This window comes from Pseudomonas sp. MH9.2 (genome assembly GCF_034353875.1).
GTDB lineage: Bacteria > Pseudomonadota > Gammaproteobacteria > Pseudomonadales > Pseudomonadaceae > Aquipseudomonas.
In genome coordinates, this window is record NZ_CP133784.1 from 4,341,156 (window position 1) to 4,358,215 (window position 17,060).

Genomic DNA, 17,060 nt, shown 5'->3' on the forward strand with positions numbered 1-17,060 from the left:
ATACCAATGGCCCTCACTGAACAACCCGCACCGCGCAGCGCGAGTTGTTGAACTTCGCGCCTGGCTAGTGGCTGGGTGACGATTCTGATGCGCGGATTGGCGCTTGAGGTGCGCTGTGCAACCAGGGTGACAGCAGGTGGGTGGACAGTGGAATGAACAGGAAAACCATCAGCGGTGTGAGGGCCAAGGTACTGACCAGCACCCGGGGCAGCAAACTCAACTCATTGAGCAGGGGCCCCAGCAAGAAGTTGAACATTAGCGATACCGGGAAGAACGCGAGCCAGATGGCCACGGCTTGTTTTCTGCGCGGTGGACGCTGACCGGCGGCACCAAACCAGCCGTCGATGCCTCTGACCCGGTGTTCCGACGGTTGGGCAAACAAGCCACTGCCGCGCACCAGCCAAGTGCTTCGTGACGCGGAATGCTCCCATGCGTGCATTGTGAATTCGTCGGCGAAGCGAAAGATGATCTGGAATTCATCGTCACCAGGGGGCGGCGCTAAAACGCCGGAGCCCAGATATCCGGGGAAGTCGGTGGCAAGTTGCTCACCTTCATGCAGCCAGGCGATGAGTTCGTGGTAGCGGCCATGGGCGACGCGGCGGGCGACCATCAGGGTGACGGGTGAGGTAGACATCGTGCATCTCCGTAAGGCGAGTGAGTTTCCCGGGTAGGGAATTCACATAACGCAGCGCCGGGGTGGTGGGCTGCGTTTAAAAGGCAGGCAAGGATTATTCCCGATTCCCACGAATAAGCCAGAGGCTGTCGTCGCTCGCGTTGTTTGTAGGGGCGGCCTTGAGGGTACAATGCTGCCACAGTTCTCAAGCGATGCCTGTCATGACCGAACCTGTTATTGGCCCTGCTCTGGGCAGCGGCCTCAAACAAGAAGAGTTGTTCCCCATTCGCGAAGTGTCGCGTATTACCGGGATCAATCCGGTCACGCTGCGCGCCTGGGAGCGGCGTTACGGGCTGATCCAGCCGACCCGCACCGACAGCGGCCACCGTCTGTATTCCCAAGCCGACATCGACGAGGTACGGAGTATTCTTGGCTGGATCGAACGCGGTGTGGCGGTCAGCAAAGTCGGAAAGATTCTCGCCAAGGCCAGCATCGTCAGGACTCAGTCCAATCCGCTTCCAGATGATGGCTTGCTGGGTGAGTGGGGTGAATGGCAGGCACAACTGCGTCGCACCATCAGCGCCTTCGATGAGCGCGGTCTGGAGCAGTTATATGGCCAGATATTTGCCAGTTACCCGTTGACCGTGGTGTTCCAGGACATTTTGATGCCGTTGTGGCAGGAGTTTCTGCTGCATCAGGATCAATTTGGCCAAGCCAGTGAATGGTTGTTTCTCGACAGCTTTTTGCGTGCGCGAACGCTGCAACGCTTGCAGATGCTGCGCGGTACGACGGAGTTGAAGGTCGTACTTGCGGCTATCCCTGGTCAATGTCGCGAGTTGGAGCTATGGGTGGCGGGGTTGATGCTGGGCACGACAGATACGTCGATCAGTGTCTTGGCGCTCGGTCAGCCACTGGAAGAGCTGAGCCTGGTCTGTGAAAAAATTCAGCCTCAGGCCTTGGTGCTGTTTTCAAATCATCCACCTGCGGCGGATCTGCCTCGGCGCCTGAAGCGCCTCGCGCTGACCCTGGATTGCCCTGTTTTGTTGGCAGGGGAGGCATCGGATTTGGCGCAAGAAAGCCTCGACGGTTCGCCCATCGCTTGCCTGGGAAGTGACGGACGTTCCATGCAGCGGCGTTTGCAGCAGTTTTTAGCGGGGCATCTGGACACATAGACGGTGTCGATGCACCGTGAAGTTTCTTGATCAGGGGGGCGCGGTTCACGGTTGCTCAGTCGAGCGGAGCAGGGTGAACCAGTAGATGTTGTTGCAGGATGTACTGGCGCAGGCGCTCAGTGTCTTCTTTGTTGCGCTGGCTCAGACGGTACGCCGCAAGACCTTGTTCTGTCAGCCGTTCGAAGGTGCCGCGCAACGCAATGGGCGCGTAGCCCGTCGGAGCAAACCATTGGGCGAAGTATTTTGGCGGTTTGGTCGCTTTGCGGTTCTCCAGCAAAATCCCCTTGAACGAGATTTCATGCACCCAGAGCGCACTCTGCGAACCTTTTTCGGTTTGCAGCGGTAGCGGTTCAGGCAGGCTCAGTCGCCACGGACGCACCTGAGGACCTTGTTCTTCATAAATACTCGGCGCGCCCAACTCCAGATGCATGGCATGGAATTCATCTTCCACCAGATGCAACGGAAAGGTCATTTGCTGGTTTTCGAACTGTGCCTGAATCGTCACCTGCTCATGGGCAGCCAGACGGGTCAGCAACTCCTGAATCTGCACGCCACCATTGACGAGCAGGCCGCGCGACGCATCACGCACGTTCAGCTTCGGGTTGTGCTGCATGTTCTGAATGAAATCCAGCTCATCCTGAGTGAGTAGGGTATCGCGTTGCATGCTAAAGCCCGAAATATGCGGTTATTAGAGAACAGACAGCTCATTCAGTGGTTTGTTAGCCCCACTTGTCATTTTTTTAGTGATTCTATCTCTGCCCGTGCGAGCGCCAGCTGGGCTTCCAGCTCGACGACGCGCTGTTGCGCTTCGATCTGTGCGCTGACATTTTTTTGAATGCCGATGAAATAGGTTAGCTGATCGGCCTCATTGAATACCGGCGTGATCGATAACTCGTTCCAGAAGGCGCTGCCGTCCTTGCGATAGTTGCGCAGCACCTGCCGGCAAGGCTGGCCGCTGGCAATTGCCTGGCGAATCACCTCCAGCCCTGGTTGCTGCCGGTCATCGGCCTGCAGGAAACGGCAATCGCGATACAAAATATCTTCCACCGCGTAGCCTGTCAGCGATTCGAATGCCTTGTTCGCATAGATCAGGATGTTGTCATCACCTTCCTGCTCAGCGACCACAATGCCATCATTCGAGGCGTTGATTACCAGCTGCAACAGTTTTGCATTGATCATGGGAAGCTTCCGTTGCGAATTGCCAAGCCAGCATTCTAAGACATCGCGCTGCGTTGGGGCATAATGCCCGACGTTTTTACTGTGTTACAGGGTCTATTTATGAAAGTGGTCATCCTTTCCGGGTCGGTCTATGGCTCTGCCGAAGAAGTCGCCCGGCATGCCGAAACAATCATTCGTGCCGCTGGCCACGAGGTTAGACACAACCCGCGTGTCACCTTGGCAGAGTTGCAAGCGTTCGCGCCCGAGGCGTTTCTGGTCGTGACCTCGACCACCGGGCTGGGTGAATTGCCTGATAACTTCCAGGCGCTCTATTCGCAGATTCGCGATCTGTTGCCTGCGGCCTGGCGTGGCTTGCCCGGCGGAGTGATTGGCCTGGGCGACGCCAGCTATGGCGATACGTTCTGCGGCGGTGGCGAGCAGGTGCGCGAGCTATTTGCCGAGCTGGGGATTCGTGAAGTGCAACCCATGTTGCGCCTGGATGCCAGCGAGACCGTTACCCCTGAATCCGATGCAGAACCGTGGCTGGCGGAGTTTATTCGTCATCTAAACGCCTGAGTCGGTCGATCGCGCGCGCACCGCGTGAGCAGGCTGGGCAGCAGCAATACCTGCCAAGCCTGTTCCGCTCTTACCCGTGCGCCCTGATATGACTCGCTCGGTCAGTAAGCTGGCTGCCAATGCAACTACCGGGATACTCAGGCCTGACTAGACTGATCGAGATGGGAATCTAATCGCGATTAGTATAAAAAGCCGAGGTGAGCACCGTGAATGTTGCCCAAGTTTTGCCCTCCCGAAGCGTGAAAGATCAAGTCAGCGCCGCCGAATGGCAGGCGCGGGTTGATCTCGCGGCCTGCTATCGGTTGGTTGCGATGCACGGTTGGGACGATCTGATTTTTACCCACATATCGGCCAAGGTTCCTGGTACCGAAGATTTCCTGATCAACCCGTTCGGCCTGATGTTTCACGAAATCACGGCATCGAGTCTGGTCAAAATCGATCAGGCCGGTAACAAATTGATGGACAGCCCCTACGAGATCAACCCGGCCGGCTACACCATTCACAGTGCGGTGCATGAAGTTCGGCATGATGTGGCTTGCGTGCTGCATACCCATACGGCGGCGGGGGTTGCGGTGTCTGCGCAAAAACAGGGGATCTTGCCGATCAGTCAGCAATCGATTTTCGTTCTGTCGAGCCTGGCTTATCACCCCTATGAAGGCGTCGCCCTTAATTATGAAGAAAAAGCGCGGCTGCAAGCTGATCTGGGTGATAACAGCTTCTTGATGCTCAACAATCATGGGCTGTTGACATGCGCCAGCAGCATTGCCGATGCCTTCCTGATGATGTTCACCTTCCAGCGTGCCTGTGAAATCCAGGTGCTGGCGCAAACCGGTGGCGCGGAGCTGATTCCTGTCGACGGGCAGATCCTGGCTGGCGCGAAAGCGATGATTGCCGGGGTGACTAAAAGCACCCAGGGCATGGGCGGGGCGTTGGCCTGGCCGGCGTTGCTGCGCACACTCGATAAACAAGACCCGAGCTACAAAGAATAATGCCGCTGGCAGAGATCCCTTTGTCCGTCTGGCGTACCCGTGGACAAAATTTTTTGTTCCGGGGCCAGACCATTCGCTACTGGGTAGCGGGGCAGGGCGAGCCATTGTTGTTGATTCATGGCTTCCCCACCGCCAGTTGGGATTGGCATTACCTGTGGCAACCCTTGACTCAGCGTTATCGGGTGATTGCCTGCGACATGCTGGGTTTCGGCGATTCGTCCAAGCCGCAGGACCATGATTACCGCCTGCTGGAACAGGCCGACCTGCAGCAGGCGCTGCTCGAGCACCTGCGGGTTGAACAGGCGGTGCATGTGTTGGCACATGATTACGGCGACAGCGTCGCCCAGGAATTGCTGGCCCGGCATTATGAAGGGACGTTCGCCATGGCCAGTTGCGTGTTCCTCAATGGCGGGCTGTTCCCGGAGACCCATCGCAAACTGCTGGTCCAGAAACTGCTGCTCAGCCCACTGGGCTGGCTGGTGGGCCGGATGTTCAGCCGGGAACGTCTGGTTAAAAGTTTTACCCAGATATTTGGCCCTGACACGCGACCCAGTGAAAGTGAGCTGGATGACTTCTGGAGCCTGATCGAAACCAACCAGGGACCGCGGATCATCCACCGTTTGATCAACTACATTCCCGAGCGAATTGTGCAGCGTGATCGCTGGTTGGCCGCCATGCGACGCGGGGATGTTCCTATGCGTGTGATCGACGGTGCGGTCGATCCGATCTCCGGTGCGCACATGGTCGAGCGCTACCGCGAATTGATCCCCAATGCCGACACTGTGCTGTTACAGGGTATCGGTCATTACCCGCAAACCGAGGCGCCAGTACTGGTTCTGCAGCATTACCTCAGTTTCCGGGCCGCATTAGATGCCCCGAGCCGGGTATTGGCGTGTTCCTGAACGTCGCTAATCAGGCCCCCCATCCTGCTACCTTATTGCGCACTATTCAGCACTGAGCGTATTGATTGTGACTGAGGGGCGAGTGTTCGACACTCAAGCCATTGTCCACCTTTGCTGGAGCTGTCCATGAGTGAGCCTGTGCGTTTTGAAGATAAGGTCGTCATCGTTACGGGGGCCGGCGGTGGTTTGGGTCGCGCCCATGCGTTGCTGTTTGCCAAACATGGCGCACGCGTAGTGGTCAACGATCTGGGGGGCTCGGCGCATGGTGAGGGTGCCAACGCGTCGGCGGCAGATCGTGTAGTTGCAGAGATTCGCGAGGCGGGCGGCACCGCGGTTGCCAACCATGACTCGGTCACTGACGGCGCCAAAATCGTACAAAACGCACTGGATGCATTCGGTCGTATCGATGTCGTGGTCAATAACGCCGGTATCCTGCGGGACAAGACCTTTGCCAAAATGGAAGACCCCGATTGGGACCTGGTGTATCGCGTGCACGTCGAAGGCGCCTACAAGGTGACCCATGCTGCTTGGCCGCACATGCGTGAGCAGAACTACGGGCGCGTGATTTTCACCTCATCGACCTCCGGCATCTACGGCAACTTCGGTCAGTCCAACTACGGCATGGCCAAGCTTGGCCTTTACGGCCTGACCCGCACCTTGGCCCTTGAAGGGCGCAAGAACAACATCCTGGTCAATGCCATCGCCCCAACCGGCGGTACACGCATGACAGAAGGGTTGATTCCGGCCGGTGTGTTCGAATTGCTTAAGCCTGAACTGATCAGTCCGCTAGTGGTGTTTCTCGGCAGCGAACAGTGCCAGGAGAGTTCAGGCCTGTTCGAAGTCGGCGGCGGCTGGATAGGCAAGACCCGCTGGGAGCGCAGCGTCGGTGCCGGCTTCGACCCTCGTACCGGTTTTAGCCCGGAAGATGTCGCCGCTAGCTGGCAGAACATCTGCGACTTCGAAGGTGCAGCACACCCAAAAGACACCATCGAAGCCCTGCAAGAGATGATGAAAAACCTGCAAAAGTATAGCGCTTGATAATAGTGGCTTCATATTTAACTCGGTCGATCAGGGCATACCTGATCGGCCGAATTTTTTTGTAGGCTTATTCTTACTTTGTATGTAGGAATGATCTCTAAATCTATTTTTGATGCTGTTTTAGGTCGGACGCATATCAAGATTTTCTAACGACTCCCGATACGACGTTAATAGCTATGTCGATTTTGGAGGCCTGCATGATTGAAAATTTTGGTCTGATCAAAGACCGAATAAGCGCCTACACCTATGTGCCTGACAGGCAGTTCAGAACGTCCTCCGGTCGTTCCGTCGAGGAAGAAAGTATTGCCCAGAAGTTACGGCAATTCTGGGCGGATGATAGTATTTCGAATTCGTCGAAACTGGAGGGGTTTGAGTTTGATCTATCAGGCTTCGATCCTGAGAGTACTAGCAGTCGAGAGCTTATAAGCATAAGCGTTATGCTCCAAAAGATGGGCATAATTGATCATATTACGGGGTCTTGGCTTGGCGCGGTCGGGAGTGAGTTCAATGATCAAGGTAATCAAATAAATATGGACAAAAAAACGAATGCTTTCGAGTATTTTGACAGGAGTCTTGAGTTCCTTAAAGGTCAGTATTACTGAAGGGCACGATTTTGCCAAGGAAACAGTGACTACGCTGAAAACTGCCATGACTGTTATCTTGGCCTTGCAGGAACGTGCACAGTTTTCTCGCACGCCATCGTTGATTGATACCCGGGTCTGAATAGCGCGGGCACGGAAGGCTAAACCAGGCCTGAGCCGTGACCCATGGTCATGCGGCTCAGGCAACCTTATGAGTAAACCGTTAAAGTGGGACCGAGAATATTCCTTTGTAGCGGACAGGCGTTTGGCCTTGCTGATTATCCAATATTACTCGGAACGTGCCATTACCAAGTTTTTGATAGGGGTCGAATGCACCGTTCACAACCCTTGTCCAGTCTCCCCCAGATAGCTGCTCTACCACCACGGGTAATCGCTCGCCTGCAACGCTCCTCAGTTGAATACTGTGCGCCGTGGTACCGCATTTTGTGGTAAATGGGCCGTGCACAACTTTGTATTCACCCGCGTTCGCAATGCTCTCGTAAATAGTACCGTTATTTCTGAAACACATTGGCGCTGCCCCAATACTGGCGACAGGCTCCGCGAAGCTTGACCCCGAAAATTGGCATAGCAGCAATGAAATCAGCAGTGCGTTAATCTTGTTGTTCATGATGAAGATCCTTGAGTCTGTCAGGTTGTTTTATGAGTGATGTCTGGTTTTTGGATGTCGATGGTTAACGCTAATACCGTTCAAGTAACACTCGAATTCCGACTTGGCGACTTAAGGTTAATCATGCTTTCTTGTCAGTCTGCATCTGAAATAAGTGTAGGGCTTTTCCGGGTCGATGAAGTTTCTCTATTTTTTGTACGACATTTCTTGTTATTACGTAGGCGTTGGATGGAATTCAAACACGCCTTGTTTGAACTATAAAGTTGTCGAGCCGTTTCCCGATATGCCCAATGAGTTGTCTATTTATTGAGTCGGGAGAACACCATGTCAACATTTAGCATCTGGGGCGACCTGCCTGCCGTTTTTATTCGGCAGCCGCCAGAAAGTACATTGCCCAAAGCATCCGCCACCGCGCTGACCCATAGCATCCTGCTGGAAATCGGCGAAAATCCAATTGCGCTTGATGCAGAATATATGGACACACTGAAGTTGAAGCCGCAGCTCAAGGGCTTCAATCCTGAAGAGATCACACCCAATGAGCTCAGTCAGTTAGGCAAGCAGCTTTACAAGTTTGGCCTTATCGATAATCACACAGCCGAGCTCATGGACAGAGCCGGTGCCGAGTTTGATAGAGACGGAGTGCCAATCAACCCGGATGTGAATATCAACGCGCTGGATTTTTTCGCGGGCAGGATATCGTCCATGAAGGACAACTCATTGCGCGGTGATCCCTATGCCACGATGTTGCTCCCCGACTATATCCGGGCGGTTCATGTCATGCAGAACCTGCACACGTACGCGACGACGGGCGATAGCTACGCCAGCCAGCGTGCGAAAGAGCGGGAGTAAAGTGCGGGTGGGAATTTGGTGCGGTGATGGCTTATAGCTATTATCGCTGAATGACAGGCAAAAAAAAGCCGCTGTTTAAACAGCGGCTAAACAAGACGTTAGATCCAGGAGCTTTCAAACCAACGTCGATAAACCTGGGGGCGAATCAGTCCGTAGAAGCTCATGTTTGAGCCACTGCCGGTACACAGTAAGTAATCAAGTCACTTGAATGAATCACCGGCGTTTTAAGGGTTCTGGCCGGTTGCTGTGAAAGCCCGGCAAGAATAAAGAATTCAGGCTCAATGAAACAGAGCAGTTTGCGACATTGACTGTTACATACCCGGCAATAGTGGGGTGGTTCCGGTTGTTGTCCGCAAAATCTCGCCAGGATTTGCAGCGCCCGGAAGCTCAATCCATGTCCCTCATCATGGATCATCCATGCCATCGATGATGGCGAGCAAAGCCGTGCCAGACGGGGGATTCATTCTTTAGAGGTACATCGAGAATACCTCCTTGGTGCGCTTATCCCTCCTGGTGGCTGTGAGTAGGGTGATTTCTTCTGCAACCACCAGGGGGAAGACGCATGACAACAACAATAATGCGCGCCATCTTCAAGCCACAGACGCTGGCCATCGCCGTGGCGCTGGGCTGCACGGCTCAGGCGCACGCCGTTTCATTCAATATTGGAGAAATCGAAGGGCAATTCGACTCCTCGCTGTCGCTCGGCGCAAGCTGGGGTTTGCGTAACGCAGACCCCAGTCTGGTCAGCACTGTGAACGGCGGCAAAGGGCAGGCGGCCACGGGCGATGACAACCGTTTGAACTTCAAGAAAGGTGACGCCTTCTCGGAGATTTTCAAAGGGGTCCACGACCTGCAACTGAAGTACGGCGACAGTGGCGTGTTCCTGCGGGGCAAATATTGGTATGACTTCGTCCTTGAAAACCAAACTCAAGACTTCAAGAACGTCAGCGATAACGGGCGCAAAGAAGCGGCCAAATCGTCGGGCTATCAACTGCTCGACGCCTTCGTCTATCACAGCTACAGCATCGCGGATCTGCCGGGCACTGTGCGCGCAGGCAAGCAGGTGGTCAGTTGGGGCGAAAGTACCTTCATCGGTAACTCGATCAACTCGATCAATCCCATCGACGTGTCGGCGTTCCGCCGCCCAGGCGCCGAGATCAAGGAAGGGTTGATTCCGGTCAACATGCTCTTCGGTTCCCAAGGGTTGACCGACAAGCTCAGCGTCGAGGGTTTTTACCAGTTGCAATGGCAAGAGACGGTTGTCGACAACTGCGGCACCTTCTTCGGTAACGACGTGGTCGCCGAAGGGTGTAACAACAACTACGACGTGGGCAACCCGGCCATCAAACCGTTGCAACCGATTGCTGCTGCCTTTGGCCAGGGATTCCAGGTCACGCCTGAAGGCGTGGTCGTCCCCCGTGGCAGCAGCCGTGATCCAAAAAACACCGGCCAGTTCGGTGCAGCGCTACGCTGGTTGGGTGACGACACCGAGTACGGCCTGTACTTCGAGAACTTACACAGCCGTCTGCCAGTCCTGAGCACCAAGACGGCGGGTCTGGCGACATTGAGTGCCATTCCACGTATCGCCGCTGCGGCCAACGCCGTTGCCCCAGGCAGCGGTTCGGGTCTTGCGCAGAGCACCATGCTCGGTAATGGCCAGTACTATCTTGAATACCCGGAGAATGTTCGGTTGTTCGGCGCCAGCTTCGCCACCACCCTGCCAGAGGGTACCGCCTGGAATGGCGAAATCAGCTACCGGCCCAATGCCCCGGTCCAGCTCAATACGACTGATCTGACCCTGGCGCTGCTTAACCCGATTGCTCGCGGGACTGCGTCACCGATTGCATCGAGCCCTGGCGCGGATAACAAAGGTTACCGGCGCAAAGAAATCACCCAGATCCAGTCCACATTGACCCACTTCTTCGACCAAGTGCTGGGGGCTGAACGGCTGACTGTGGTTGGCGAAGCGGCAATCGTCCATGTGGGAGGGCTGGAACCCACCAGCGAGCTGCGTTATGGCCGTGACTCGGTCTACGGTGCCTATGGCTTTGGTGGCGATACCAGCGGTTTTGTCACGTCGACATCATGGGGTTATCGCGCCCGGGCGATTCTCGATTACGCCAACGTTTTCGCCGGGATCAACCTCAAGCCCAACCTGTCGTGGTCCCATGACGTGCATGGTTACGGCCCTAACGGCTTGTTTAACCAGGGTGCAAAAGCGGTCAGCTTCGGGGTCGATGCCGACTACCGCAACACCTACACCGCGAACCTTAGTTATACCGATTTCTTCGGTGGTAATTACAACACGTTGACCGATCGTGACTTCGTTTCATTGAGCGTCGGCGTGAACTTCTGATCGGCTTGAAAAGGACATGACTATGCGCAAGATGATCCTGCAATGTGGCGTCCTGGCGCTGAGCCTGTTGGCAGCCAACGTAATGGCTGCGGTGTCGGCAGACGAAGTCGCGAAACTGGGCAAAAGCCTGACACCATTGGGGGCAGAAATGGCAGGGAATGCCGACGGTTCGATCCCTGCTTACACCGGCGGTCTCCCGGTCAATGCGGGGGCGGTGGACAGTAAGGGTTTCCTCGCGGATCCGTTCGCCAACGAGAAACCACTGTTTATCATCACCGCCAGCAACATGACACAGTACAAAGACAAACTGTCCGATGGGCAGCAGGCGATGTTCCAGCGTTATCCCACGACCTATCGGATTCCGGTTTATCCGAGTCATCGCACCGTAGCCTTGCCGCAAAAGGTCTATGACGCGGCGAAGAAAAGCGCGGCCACGGTGACGACCATCAATGATGGCAACGGCTTGGCCCATTTTGCCGAAAGCCGCTACTACGCGTTCCCGATCCCTAAAACCGCGAATGAAGTGCTGTGGAACCACATCACCCGTTACCACGGGGGCAACCTGCACCGCACCATCACCCAGGTAACTCCCCAAGTGAACGGTGCGTTCGACTCGGTCACGTTCGAAGAGGACGTCGGTGCCCCGGAGGACATACCGGACCTGAAACCAGAAGAAGGCGCGAATATCCTGACCTTCTTCAAGCAGGAAGTGACGAAGCCTGCGCGCCTGGCCGGTAATGTGTTGCTGGTGCACGAAACCCTCGATCAAGTGAAAGAACCGCGTCTAGCCTGGATCTACAATGCGGGTCAGCGGCGTGTCCGGCGTGCGCCGCAAGTGGCGTATGACGGTCCGGGTACTGCGGCGGATGGCCTGCGCACGTCGGACAACTTCGACATGTTCTCGGGTGCCCCGGATCGCTACGACTGGAAGTTGATCGGCAAGAAAGAAATGTACATCCCGTACAACAGCTACAAACTTGACTCGCCGAGCCTCAAGTACAGCGACGTAATCAAGGCTGGGCATATCAATCAGGACCTGGCCCGTTATGAGCTGCACCGGGTGTGGGAATTGGTCGGCACACTCAAAGCCGGTGAGCGGCATATCTATGCCAAGCGCCATATGTACATCGACGAGGATACCTGGCAGATCGCGCTGGTCGACCATTACGACGGTCGCGGCCAGCTCTGGCGGGTGGCCGAGGGTCATGCGCAGTTTTATTACGACCACCAAGTGCCGGCTTACACCCTTGAAGCCCTGTACGATTTGAACGCCGGCCGCTACATCGCACTGGGCATGAAGAACGAGGAGAAACGCAGCTTCCAGTTCGGCCTGAAGCTCCACGTGTCTGACTTCACCCCCAACGCCCTGCGCAACGCGGGCATCCGCTAATCGGTTGCAACTTACGTCTCAATCCGCTTGAAAAGCCATTCACGGTTACTGTGAGTGGCTTTTTTTATGGGGGATGATAAGCGCGCCAAATACTCCTACAGCAAGGTGTGACGAACGGCTTAGTGTGAGTGCGCAGGCAAGAATAACAAGGGACCATCCCATGACTGCCTTTACCGTTCATGCGGGGCGTGCGGACCACTGGCCGCGATTGTCTCCTCAGCACCTGACACGCAGCCGGTTGACCGCGCCTTTGCTGGCCTCGAGTGCACGGGTCAAGCTACTGTGCGCGCCAGCGGGCAGTGGTAAAAGTGCATTGCTCGGCGAGTGTCTCCGCCAGGCGCCTCAGGACTGTCTTGTCGGCTGGCTGCCGCTGGCTGGAGAAGCGCAAACGCCGGCCGGCTTCTGTGCGTTGCTGGCCACTGTTTTGGGCCTTGATGAGGCTGACGAGACCGGTGTTCTGAGTCAGTTGGCCCACCGGCAAACACCGTGCTGGATCGTGCTCGACGACTATTGTCGTGTCCCTGCGCCCGCGCTGGATCATTGTCTTGATCGCTTGCTGGCTGTCAGCAGCCCAGCGGTGACCTGGTGGATTAGCGGGCGCAGACGTCCTCTGTGTAACTGGCCACGTCTGCTGCTCAGCGGCGAATTGCTCGAACGCTATGGCCCGGCGCTGGCGTTCAATCAGGCAGAAATCGAACAGCTGTTGGCCCATGAGCCTGTCGTCTGGCCGCCCGAAGCCGCCGCTGCGATCTTTATCCAAAGTGCCGGTTGGTGCGTTGGCGTACGCGTTGCGTTGCTCAGCCCGAGCGACTGGTGCGTTTCCGAAGACTTCAGTGCTCTGCACCTCAACCGGCAACACCGTTCGACAACCTTGATCGATTACCTTGAGCACGAACTGTTCGCCGGGCTCGCCCCCGAATTGGCTGAGGCCTGGCGTGTGCTGGCGCATTTGCCGCGCTTCAATCCAGGTCTGTGCGAGCACCTGTTTGGGGCTGGCGAGGGTGGGCAATGGCTCAAGGCATTGCAGGACATGGGCAGCTTTATCGAACCTTGCGAGCACGACACCGATTGGTTGCAGGTATTTCCGCCGTTGGCCCAATGCCTGCACGATGAAGCATGGCCCGCGAGGCGCTCCTGGCATCGTCGTGCCTGCCAATGGTTCAGCGTAGAAAGGGATTGGCAATCGGCGATCGAACACGCCTTGCAGGCTGAACAGTACGAAATCGCTGTCAGTCTGCTGCAAAACGTTGACTTCTCCTACCTGTTGCAAGGGCAGAATGTGGCGTTGCTGCTGGACCTGCACGAACGCTTCGCCGACTTGATGCTGGGCACGCCGCACCTGATCAGCCTGACCAGTTCGGCGTTGGTGTACGCTGGCCGTTTTGACCAGGCCTGTGCGTGCCTGGAGCATCTGGCTCGTTTTTCGCCGCAACCCTCGGCCACTCAACAGCGTGAATTGATCGCCCTGTGGCAGGCACAGCAAGGCTGGCTTCAGCATCTTTGGGGCAAGGCGGACCTCGCTGTCGGGCATCTGCAGGACGCCTGTCGGGAGCTGTCGCAAAGCATGTGGCAAGTTCGGGTGATGTGCCTGTCCGGGCTGACGCAACAGGCGCTGCTCAATGGCCAGTTCGATCAAGCGCTGGCGCATAATCGTACCGCGCTGTGTCTGGCCCGGGGCGAGGGTTCTCTGCTGTTGGAAGCCTTGCTCGAACTCGATCATGCGCAATTGCTGGAACAGCGCGGGGCATTGCAGCGCAGTGAGAGCACGCTGGAGAAAATGCACGATTTGCTGTTGATTCAGCACGCTCCCGCAGGCCCGTTGCTGGGCCGGATTGCGTTGCGCCGGGGGCGTCTGGCCCTGCGCCAAGGTCAGGATCAGCAAGCGAAGCTGCATTACCGGAGCGGCCTAGAGCAATGTTTGCGCAGCAAAGACAAACTGGCGTTGTTCGGTTTTTTGGGATTGGCGACGTTGGACGCCAATCAGGGCGACTACGCACGGGCATTCGTCTGGCTGCGCGATGCCGAGCGTGTGATGCAACAAAACCATATCCCGGAATATTTTTGGCGAGGCGTGCTGCTGCAAGTCAGCAGTCACTTCTGGCTGCAACAAGGTCGTGCGGGCCTGGTACAAGAGGCTCTGGCCAGGGTTCTGCGTCACCTCCGGCGTCATCCGGCAAAACATGCGCCGCCAGCCACGCTGGAATTGATTCCGAGTATCGAATACCTGCTGGTGCTGGCCGAAGTCTATCTGCATCAGGCCGAACAGCCGTTGCAACGCCTGCACATCCTGCAGCGGAAGGCCCATCAAGAAGGCATGCACAGCCTTGAGACCGAGCTTTATCTGGCCATGGCAGAGGTGGCGTTTTTGCAAGCCGATGTGCAAACCGCGCATGCCTGTCTGGCTGAGGGCCTGGCACTGATAGGTCGCTTCAATTTGCAGCAACCGTTACGCGAACTGAGGCTGCGTCAGCCGACACTGTTGCGCGAGTTGGGGGTGGAAGACGACCTGATTGCCGCCGCCGACAATCCCCTCAGCCAGCGTGAACTCGAAGTACTCAAGCTGATCGCCCACGGCAGCTCTAATCTGCAAATCGCCGAGCAGTTGTTCATTTCTCTGCACACGGTGAAAACCCATGCCCGGCGCATCCATAGCAAACTGGGGGTCGAACGCCGCACACAGGCGGTGGCGAAGGCCAAAGCGTTGGGGTTGATGGCCTGAGTTGGGCGGCTAGTGAAACGCGCTGTTGGGTGGCAAATGGCTCAACCGTTCAGTCAGACGCAAGCGCTGAATCGGATCGTCGCTGAGTAACAACGCATGTTCGAGGTCGAAGCGCTCAGCCTGCGGGCATTCGAGTGACTGGTACAGGCTGGCACGGGCGAGGTGATCGCTGGTGGTCGCCTGGCCCAGTTCCACGACCCGGTCAGCGTCCTTGAGCGACGCCAGGAAATCATCATTTAGTTGATGCAGGTGCCGCAGGTTGCGAGACAAGCGTTGCACCATGGCCATGTCGGTCGCGCGAACCATGTGCCCGGACTGGAGCTGCATGTCCGGGCCGAATTGGCGGGCCAGCAGTTCGCGGCAATCCTTAGGGTAAAGCCTGCGTCCTCCGCAGGGATCGAGGAGGTGATCTGCACCCGGCATACGCAGCAGAAAATGCCCCGGAAAGTTGACACCCTCCAGCGGGATTTCCAGACGCCTGGCCAGCTCCAGCGCAATGATCGCCAGCCCCAAAGGTTGTCCACGGCGGCGCTGCAAAATTTTGTGCAGCAACGCCGACTGGGGTTTTGGATGACTCCAGTCGTCCTGCTGAAACCCCAGCGTGTTCAGCTGACGCAACAAGGGTTGCGCCAATTCCCCCGCCGGTAACAATGGCAGGGCCGCACTGATCTGGCGCTTCAGGTCCTCGATATTCTGAAGCGCTTGTTCTGGCAAAAACTCCGGATCGTGTTCGGCCGACACCCACAAAGCCGCTTCAAAAACTGAAGGCGGCGTGCGTTGCAGGCAGGCAATGCAAGCTTGACGTGGGGTCATCGACCTCTCCGGTGGATCAGGCGTGTGGAGTCATACGTCGGACTGTTCATCTGACTTCACATGCCTTGTTTTAGCCCCAGCAGTCGATTTCGTCCAGTACCGTCGCTGCCGCCGAGTCAGGGGCTCGAGTGTTATGCCCTGGAGCCGATCCGTGCGGGTTTACTTATGCTTGAGCGATCAGTCGATTTTTTTTTCAGCGCCTATACTCGCAGTAGAAAAAAGAACCGGGAGCAATACCGATGTTCGCTCTCATGCAAAGCTCAAACGTTGAAACGTTACACTTCATCGTGGATCCAGATACCGGGCTCAAAGCGGTGATCGCGATTCACAGCAGCAAAAAAGGCCCAGCCCTCGGCGGGTGTCGTTACCTTGCCTATGTGGATGAGGAAAGCGCCATTGAGGATGCTATTCGTCTGGCGCAAAACATGAGTTACAAAGCAGTGCTGGCCGGGTTACCTTTTGGCGGCGGTAAAGCAGTGATCATGCGTCCGGCGCATGTTCCCAATCGTGCCGCGCTGTTCGAATCCTTCGGCCGCTTTATCGAAACCCTGGACGGTCGGTACATTACTGCTGTCGACAGCGGCACCTCCAGCGCCGACATGGATTGCATCGCCCAGTGCACCCAACATGTCACCAGCACCACCGAAGCGGGTGATCCTTCGCCACACACGGCCATGGGCGTGTTCGCTGGTATTCGTACCACGGCGCTGGCGCGACTGGGCAGCGACAATCTTGAAGGCCTGCGGGTGGCGATTCAGGGGCTCGGGCATGTCGGTTATGCCTTGGCCGAACAGTTGCATGCGGCAGGCGCTGAACTGCTGGTCAGCGATTTGGACAGCGGCAAGGTGCAATTGGCCATGGAGCAACTGGGCGCACATCCCATTGCGTGCGAAGCGTTGCTCAGCACACCGTGCGACATCCTTGCGCCTTGTGGGCTGGGCGCCATTCTCAATAGTCATAGCGTCGCTCAACTGCGTTGCGCAGCGGTGGCCGGCGCGGCCAATACTCAGCTGAGTAGCTTGCAGGTTGCGGATAATCTGGAAAATCGGGGCATTCTTTATGCGCCGGATTACGTGATCAACTCCGGCGGCCTGATCTATGTCGCCCTGCAGCATCAGGGGGAATCACTGGGTACCATCACCGCGCATCTGTCGCGAATCGGACTAAGATTAACTGAGGTTTTTGCCCACGCCCAAGCGGAGAAGCGCTCCCCTGCGCGCGTCGCCGATATGTTGGCAGAACGCCTGCTGAACGTCGGCTAGCACCTACCCGGTGT

At 56.6% G+C, this 17,060-nt stretch carries 16 protein-coding genes; 11 read left to right on the forward strand and 5 right to left on the reverse strand.

Going from position 1 to position 17,060, the window contains the following annotated elements; genetic code table 11:
• Positions 1 to 64 precede the first annotated feature (64 nt).
• Entirely contained in the window at positions 65 to 634 is a 570-nt protein-coding gene (locus tag RHM55_RS19995; RefSeq protein WP_322177977.1) for an antibiotic biosynthesis monooxygenase, read from the reverse strand.
• A gap of 200 nt (positions 635 to 834) precedes the next feature.
• Here RHM55_RS19995 and RHM55_RS20000 point away from each other — a divergent pair, with 200 nt between their 5' ends.
• The gene (locus RHM55_RS20000) at positions 835 to 1,785 is read left to right on the forward strand and encodes a MerR family transcriptional regulator (protein ID WP_322177978.1); all 951 of its coding nucleotides are present in this window, start codon (positions 835 to 837) and stop codon (positions 1,783 to 1,785) included.
• A gap of 55 nt (positions 1,786 to 1,840) precedes the next feature.
• On the opposite strand, the gene RHM55_RS20005 is transcribed toward RHM55_RS20000, so the two are convergent.
• Both RHM55_RS20005 and RHM55_RS20010 read right to left on the reverse strand, forming a co-directional pair.
• Complete coding sequence (locus RHM55_RS20005) at positions 1,841 to 2,449, reverse strand: hypothetical protein (RefSeq protein ID WP_322177979.1); 609 nt, start codon at positions 2,447 to 2,449, stop codon at positions 1,841 to 1,843.
• A 68-nt stretch (positions 2,450 to 2,517) separates the two neighbouring features.
• The gene (locus RHM55_RS20010; protein ID WP_322177980.1) at positions 2,518 to 2,964 is read right to left on the reverse strand and encodes a PAS domain-containing protein; all 447 of its coding nucleotides are present in this window, start codon (positions 2,962 to 2,964) and stop codon (positions 2,518 to 2,520) included.
• A 99-nt stretch (positions 2,965 to 3,063) separates the two neighbouring features.
• On the opposite strand from RHM55_RS20010, the gene RHM55_RS20015 reads away from it, so the two are divergent.
• The 5 genes from RHM55_RS20015 to RHM55_RS20035 all read left to right on the forward strand — a co-directional run bounded on the left by RHM55_RS20015 (position 3,064) and on the right by RHM55_RS20035 (position 7,050).
• A complete protein-coding gene (locus RHM55_RS20015; protein WP_322177981.1) occupies positions 3,064 to 3,519 on the forward strand; it encodes a flavodoxin in 456 nt (151 codons plus the stop codon).
• Positions 3,520 to 3,743: 224 nt separating this feature from the next.
• Positions 3,744 to 4,508, forward strand: a complete 765-nt coding sequence (locus RHM55_RS20020) for a class II aldolase/adducin family protein (protein ID WP_416152028.1) — start codon at positions 3,744 to 3,746, stop codon at positions 4,506 to 4,508.
• A complete protein-coding gene (locus RHM55_RS20025; protein WP_322177983.1) occupies positions 4,508 to 5,410 on the forward strand; it encodes an alpha/beta hydrolase in 903 nt (300 codons plus the stop codon). Before RHM55_RS20020 ends, RHM55_RS20025 begins: the two co-directional genes overlap by 1 nt.
• A gap of 126 nt (positions 5,411 to 5,536) precedes the next feature.
• Positions 5,537 to 6,448: an SDR family oxidoreductase gene (locus tag RHM55_RS20030; protein ID WP_219060877.1), complete on the forward strand. Its 912-nt coding sequence runs from the start codon at positions 5,537 to 5,539 to the stop codon at positions 6,446 to 6,448.
• A 197-nt stretch (positions 6,449 to 6,645) separates the two neighbouring features.
• Entirely contained in the window at positions 6,646 to 7,050 is a 405-nt protein-coding gene (locus tag RHM55_RS20035) for a hypothetical protein (RefSeq protein ID WP_322177984.1), read from the forward strand.
• Between the two features lie 202 nt (positions 7,051 to 7,252).
• Here the strand turns inward: RHM55_RS20035 and RHM55_RS20040 are convergent, their stop codons facing one another.
• Positions 7,253 to 7,657 (reverse strand): hypothetical protein, encoded by a 405-nt coding sequence (locus tag RHM55_RS20040; protein ID WP_322177985.1) that lies wholly within the window; start codon positions 7,655 to 7,657, stop codon positions 7,253 to 7,255.
• A 324-nt stretch (positions 7,658 to 7,981) separates the two neighbouring features.
• On the opposite strand from RHM55_RS20040, the gene RHM55_RS20045 reads away from it, so the two are divergent.
• The 4 genes from RHM55_RS20045 (at position 7,982) to RHM55_RS20060 (ending at position 14,971) form a co-directional block, all read left to right on the forward strand.
• The gene (locus RHM55_RS20045) at positions 7,982 to 8,506 is read left to right on the forward strand and encodes a hypothetical protein (protein ID WP_322177986.1); all 525 of its coding nucleotides are present in this window, start codon (positions 7,982 to 7,984) and stop codon (positions 8,504 to 8,506) included.
• Positions 8,507 to 9,068: 562 nt separating this feature from the next.
• Positions 9,069 to 10,862 (forward strand): DUF1302 domain-containing protein, encoded by a 1,794-nt coding sequence (locus RHM55_RS20050; RefSeq protein ID WP_322177987.1) that lies wholly within the window; start codon positions 9,069 to 9,071, stop codon positions 10,860 to 10,862.
• A 22-nt stretch (positions 10,863 to 10,884) separates the two neighbouring features.
• Positions 10,885 to 12,252 (forward strand): DUF1329 domain-containing protein, encoded by a 1,368-nt coding sequence (locus RHM55_RS20055; RefSeq protein ID WP_322177988.1) that lies wholly within the window; start codon positions 10,885 to 10,887, stop codon positions 12,250 to 12,252.
• Between the two features lie 160 nt (positions 12,253 to 12,412).
• On the forward strand, positions 12,413 to 14,971 hold the full coding sequence (locus RHM55_RS20060) for a LuxR C-terminal-related transcriptional regulator (RefSeq protein WP_322177989.1): 2,559 nt from the start codon (positions 12,413 to 12,415) through the stop codon (positions 14,969 to 14,971).
• Between the two features lie 9 nt (positions 14,972 to 14,980).
• Here RHM55_RS20060 and RHM55_RS20065 read toward each other — a convergent pair whose 3' ends face one another.
• Positions 14,981 to 15,784 carry a SirB1 family protein gene (locus tag RHM55_RS20065; protein WP_322177990.1) on the reverse strand — a complete coding sequence of 268 codons (804 nt, stop codon included), beginning with the start codon at positions 15,782 to 15,784 and terminating at the stop codon, positions 14,981 to 14,983.
• Positions 15,785 to 16,023: 239 nt separating this feature from the next.
• Between RHM55_RS20065 and RHM55_RS20070 the strand changes: the two genes are divergently transcribed.
• Positions 16,024 to 17,046, forward strand: a complete 1,023-nt coding sequence (locus tag RHM55_RS20070; protein WP_322177991.1) for a Leu/Phe/Val dehydrogenase — start codon at positions 16,024 to 16,026, stop codon at positions 17,044 to 17,046.
• The last annotated feature ends 14 nt before the right edge of the window (positions 17,047 to 17,060 follow it).

What these genes read in the sequence shown, in the direction of transcription:
- RHM55_RS20050 (WP_322177987.1), top strand. Translation starts at nt 9,069, where the DNA reads ATGACAACAACAATAATGCGCGCCATCTTCAAGCCACAGACGCTGGCC.
- RHM55_RS20015 (WP_322177981.1), top strand. Translation starts at nt 3,064, where the DNA reads ATGAAAGTGGTCATCCTTTCCGGGTCGGTCTATGGCTCTGCCGAAGAA.
- RHM55_RS20045 (WP_322177986.1), top strand. Translation starts at nt 7,982, where the DNA reads ATGTCAACATTTAGCATCTGGGGCGACCTGCCTGCCGTTTTTATTCGG.
- RHM55_RS20040 (WP_322177985.1), bottom strand. Translation starts at nt 7,657, where the DNA reads ATGAACAACAAGATTAACGCACTGCTGATTTCATTGCTGCTATGCCAA.
- RHM55_RS20070 (WP_322177991.1), top strand. Translation starts at nt 16,024, where the DNA reads ATGTTCGCTCTCATGCAAAGCTCAAACGTTGAAACGTTACACTTCATC.
- RHM55_RS20035 (WP_322177984.1), top strand. Translation starts at nt 6,646, where the DNA reads ATGATTGAAAATTTTGGTCTGATCAAAGACCGAATAAGCGCCTACACC.
- RHM55_RS20010 (WP_322177980.1), bottom strand. Translation starts at nt 2,964, where the DNA reads ATGATCAATGCAAAACTGTTGCAGCTGGTAATCAACGCCTCGAATGAT.
- RHM55_RS20055 (WP_322177988.1), top strand. Translation starts at nt 10,885, where the DNA reads ATGCGCAAGATGATCCTGCAATGTGGCGTCCTGGCGCTGAGCCTGTTG.
- RHM55_RS20060 (WP_322177989.1), top strand. Translation starts at nt 12,413, where the DNA reads ATGACTGCCTTTACCGTTCATGCGGGGCGTGCGGACCACTGGCCGCGA.
- RHM55_RS20005 (WP_322177979.1), bottom strand. Translation starts at nt 2,449, where the DNA reads ATGCAACGCGATACCCTACTCACTCAGGATGAGCTGGATTTCATTCAG.
- RHM55_RS20025 (WP_322177983.1), top strand. Translation starts at nt 4,508, where the DNA reads ATGCCGCTGGCAGAGATCCCTTTGTCCGTCTGGCGTACCCGTGGACAA.
- RHM55_RS20030 (WP_219060877.1), top strand. Translation starts at nt 5,537, where the DNA reads ATGAGTGAGCCTGTGCGTTTTGAAGATAAGGTCGTCATCGTTACGGGG.
- RHM55_RS19995 (WP_322177977.1), bottom strand. Translation starts at nt 634, where the DNA reads ATGTCTACCTCACCCGTCACCCTGATGGTCGCCCGCCGCGTCGCCCAT.
- RHM55_RS20000 (WP_322177978.1), top strand. Translation starts at nt 835, where the DNA reads ATGACCGAACCTGTTATTGGCCCTGCTCTGGGCAGCGGCCTCAAACAA.
- RHM55_RS20065 (WP_322177990.1), bottom strand. Translation starts at nt 15,784, where the DNA reads ATGACCCCACGTCAAGCTTGCATTGCCTGCCTGCAACGCACGCCGCCT.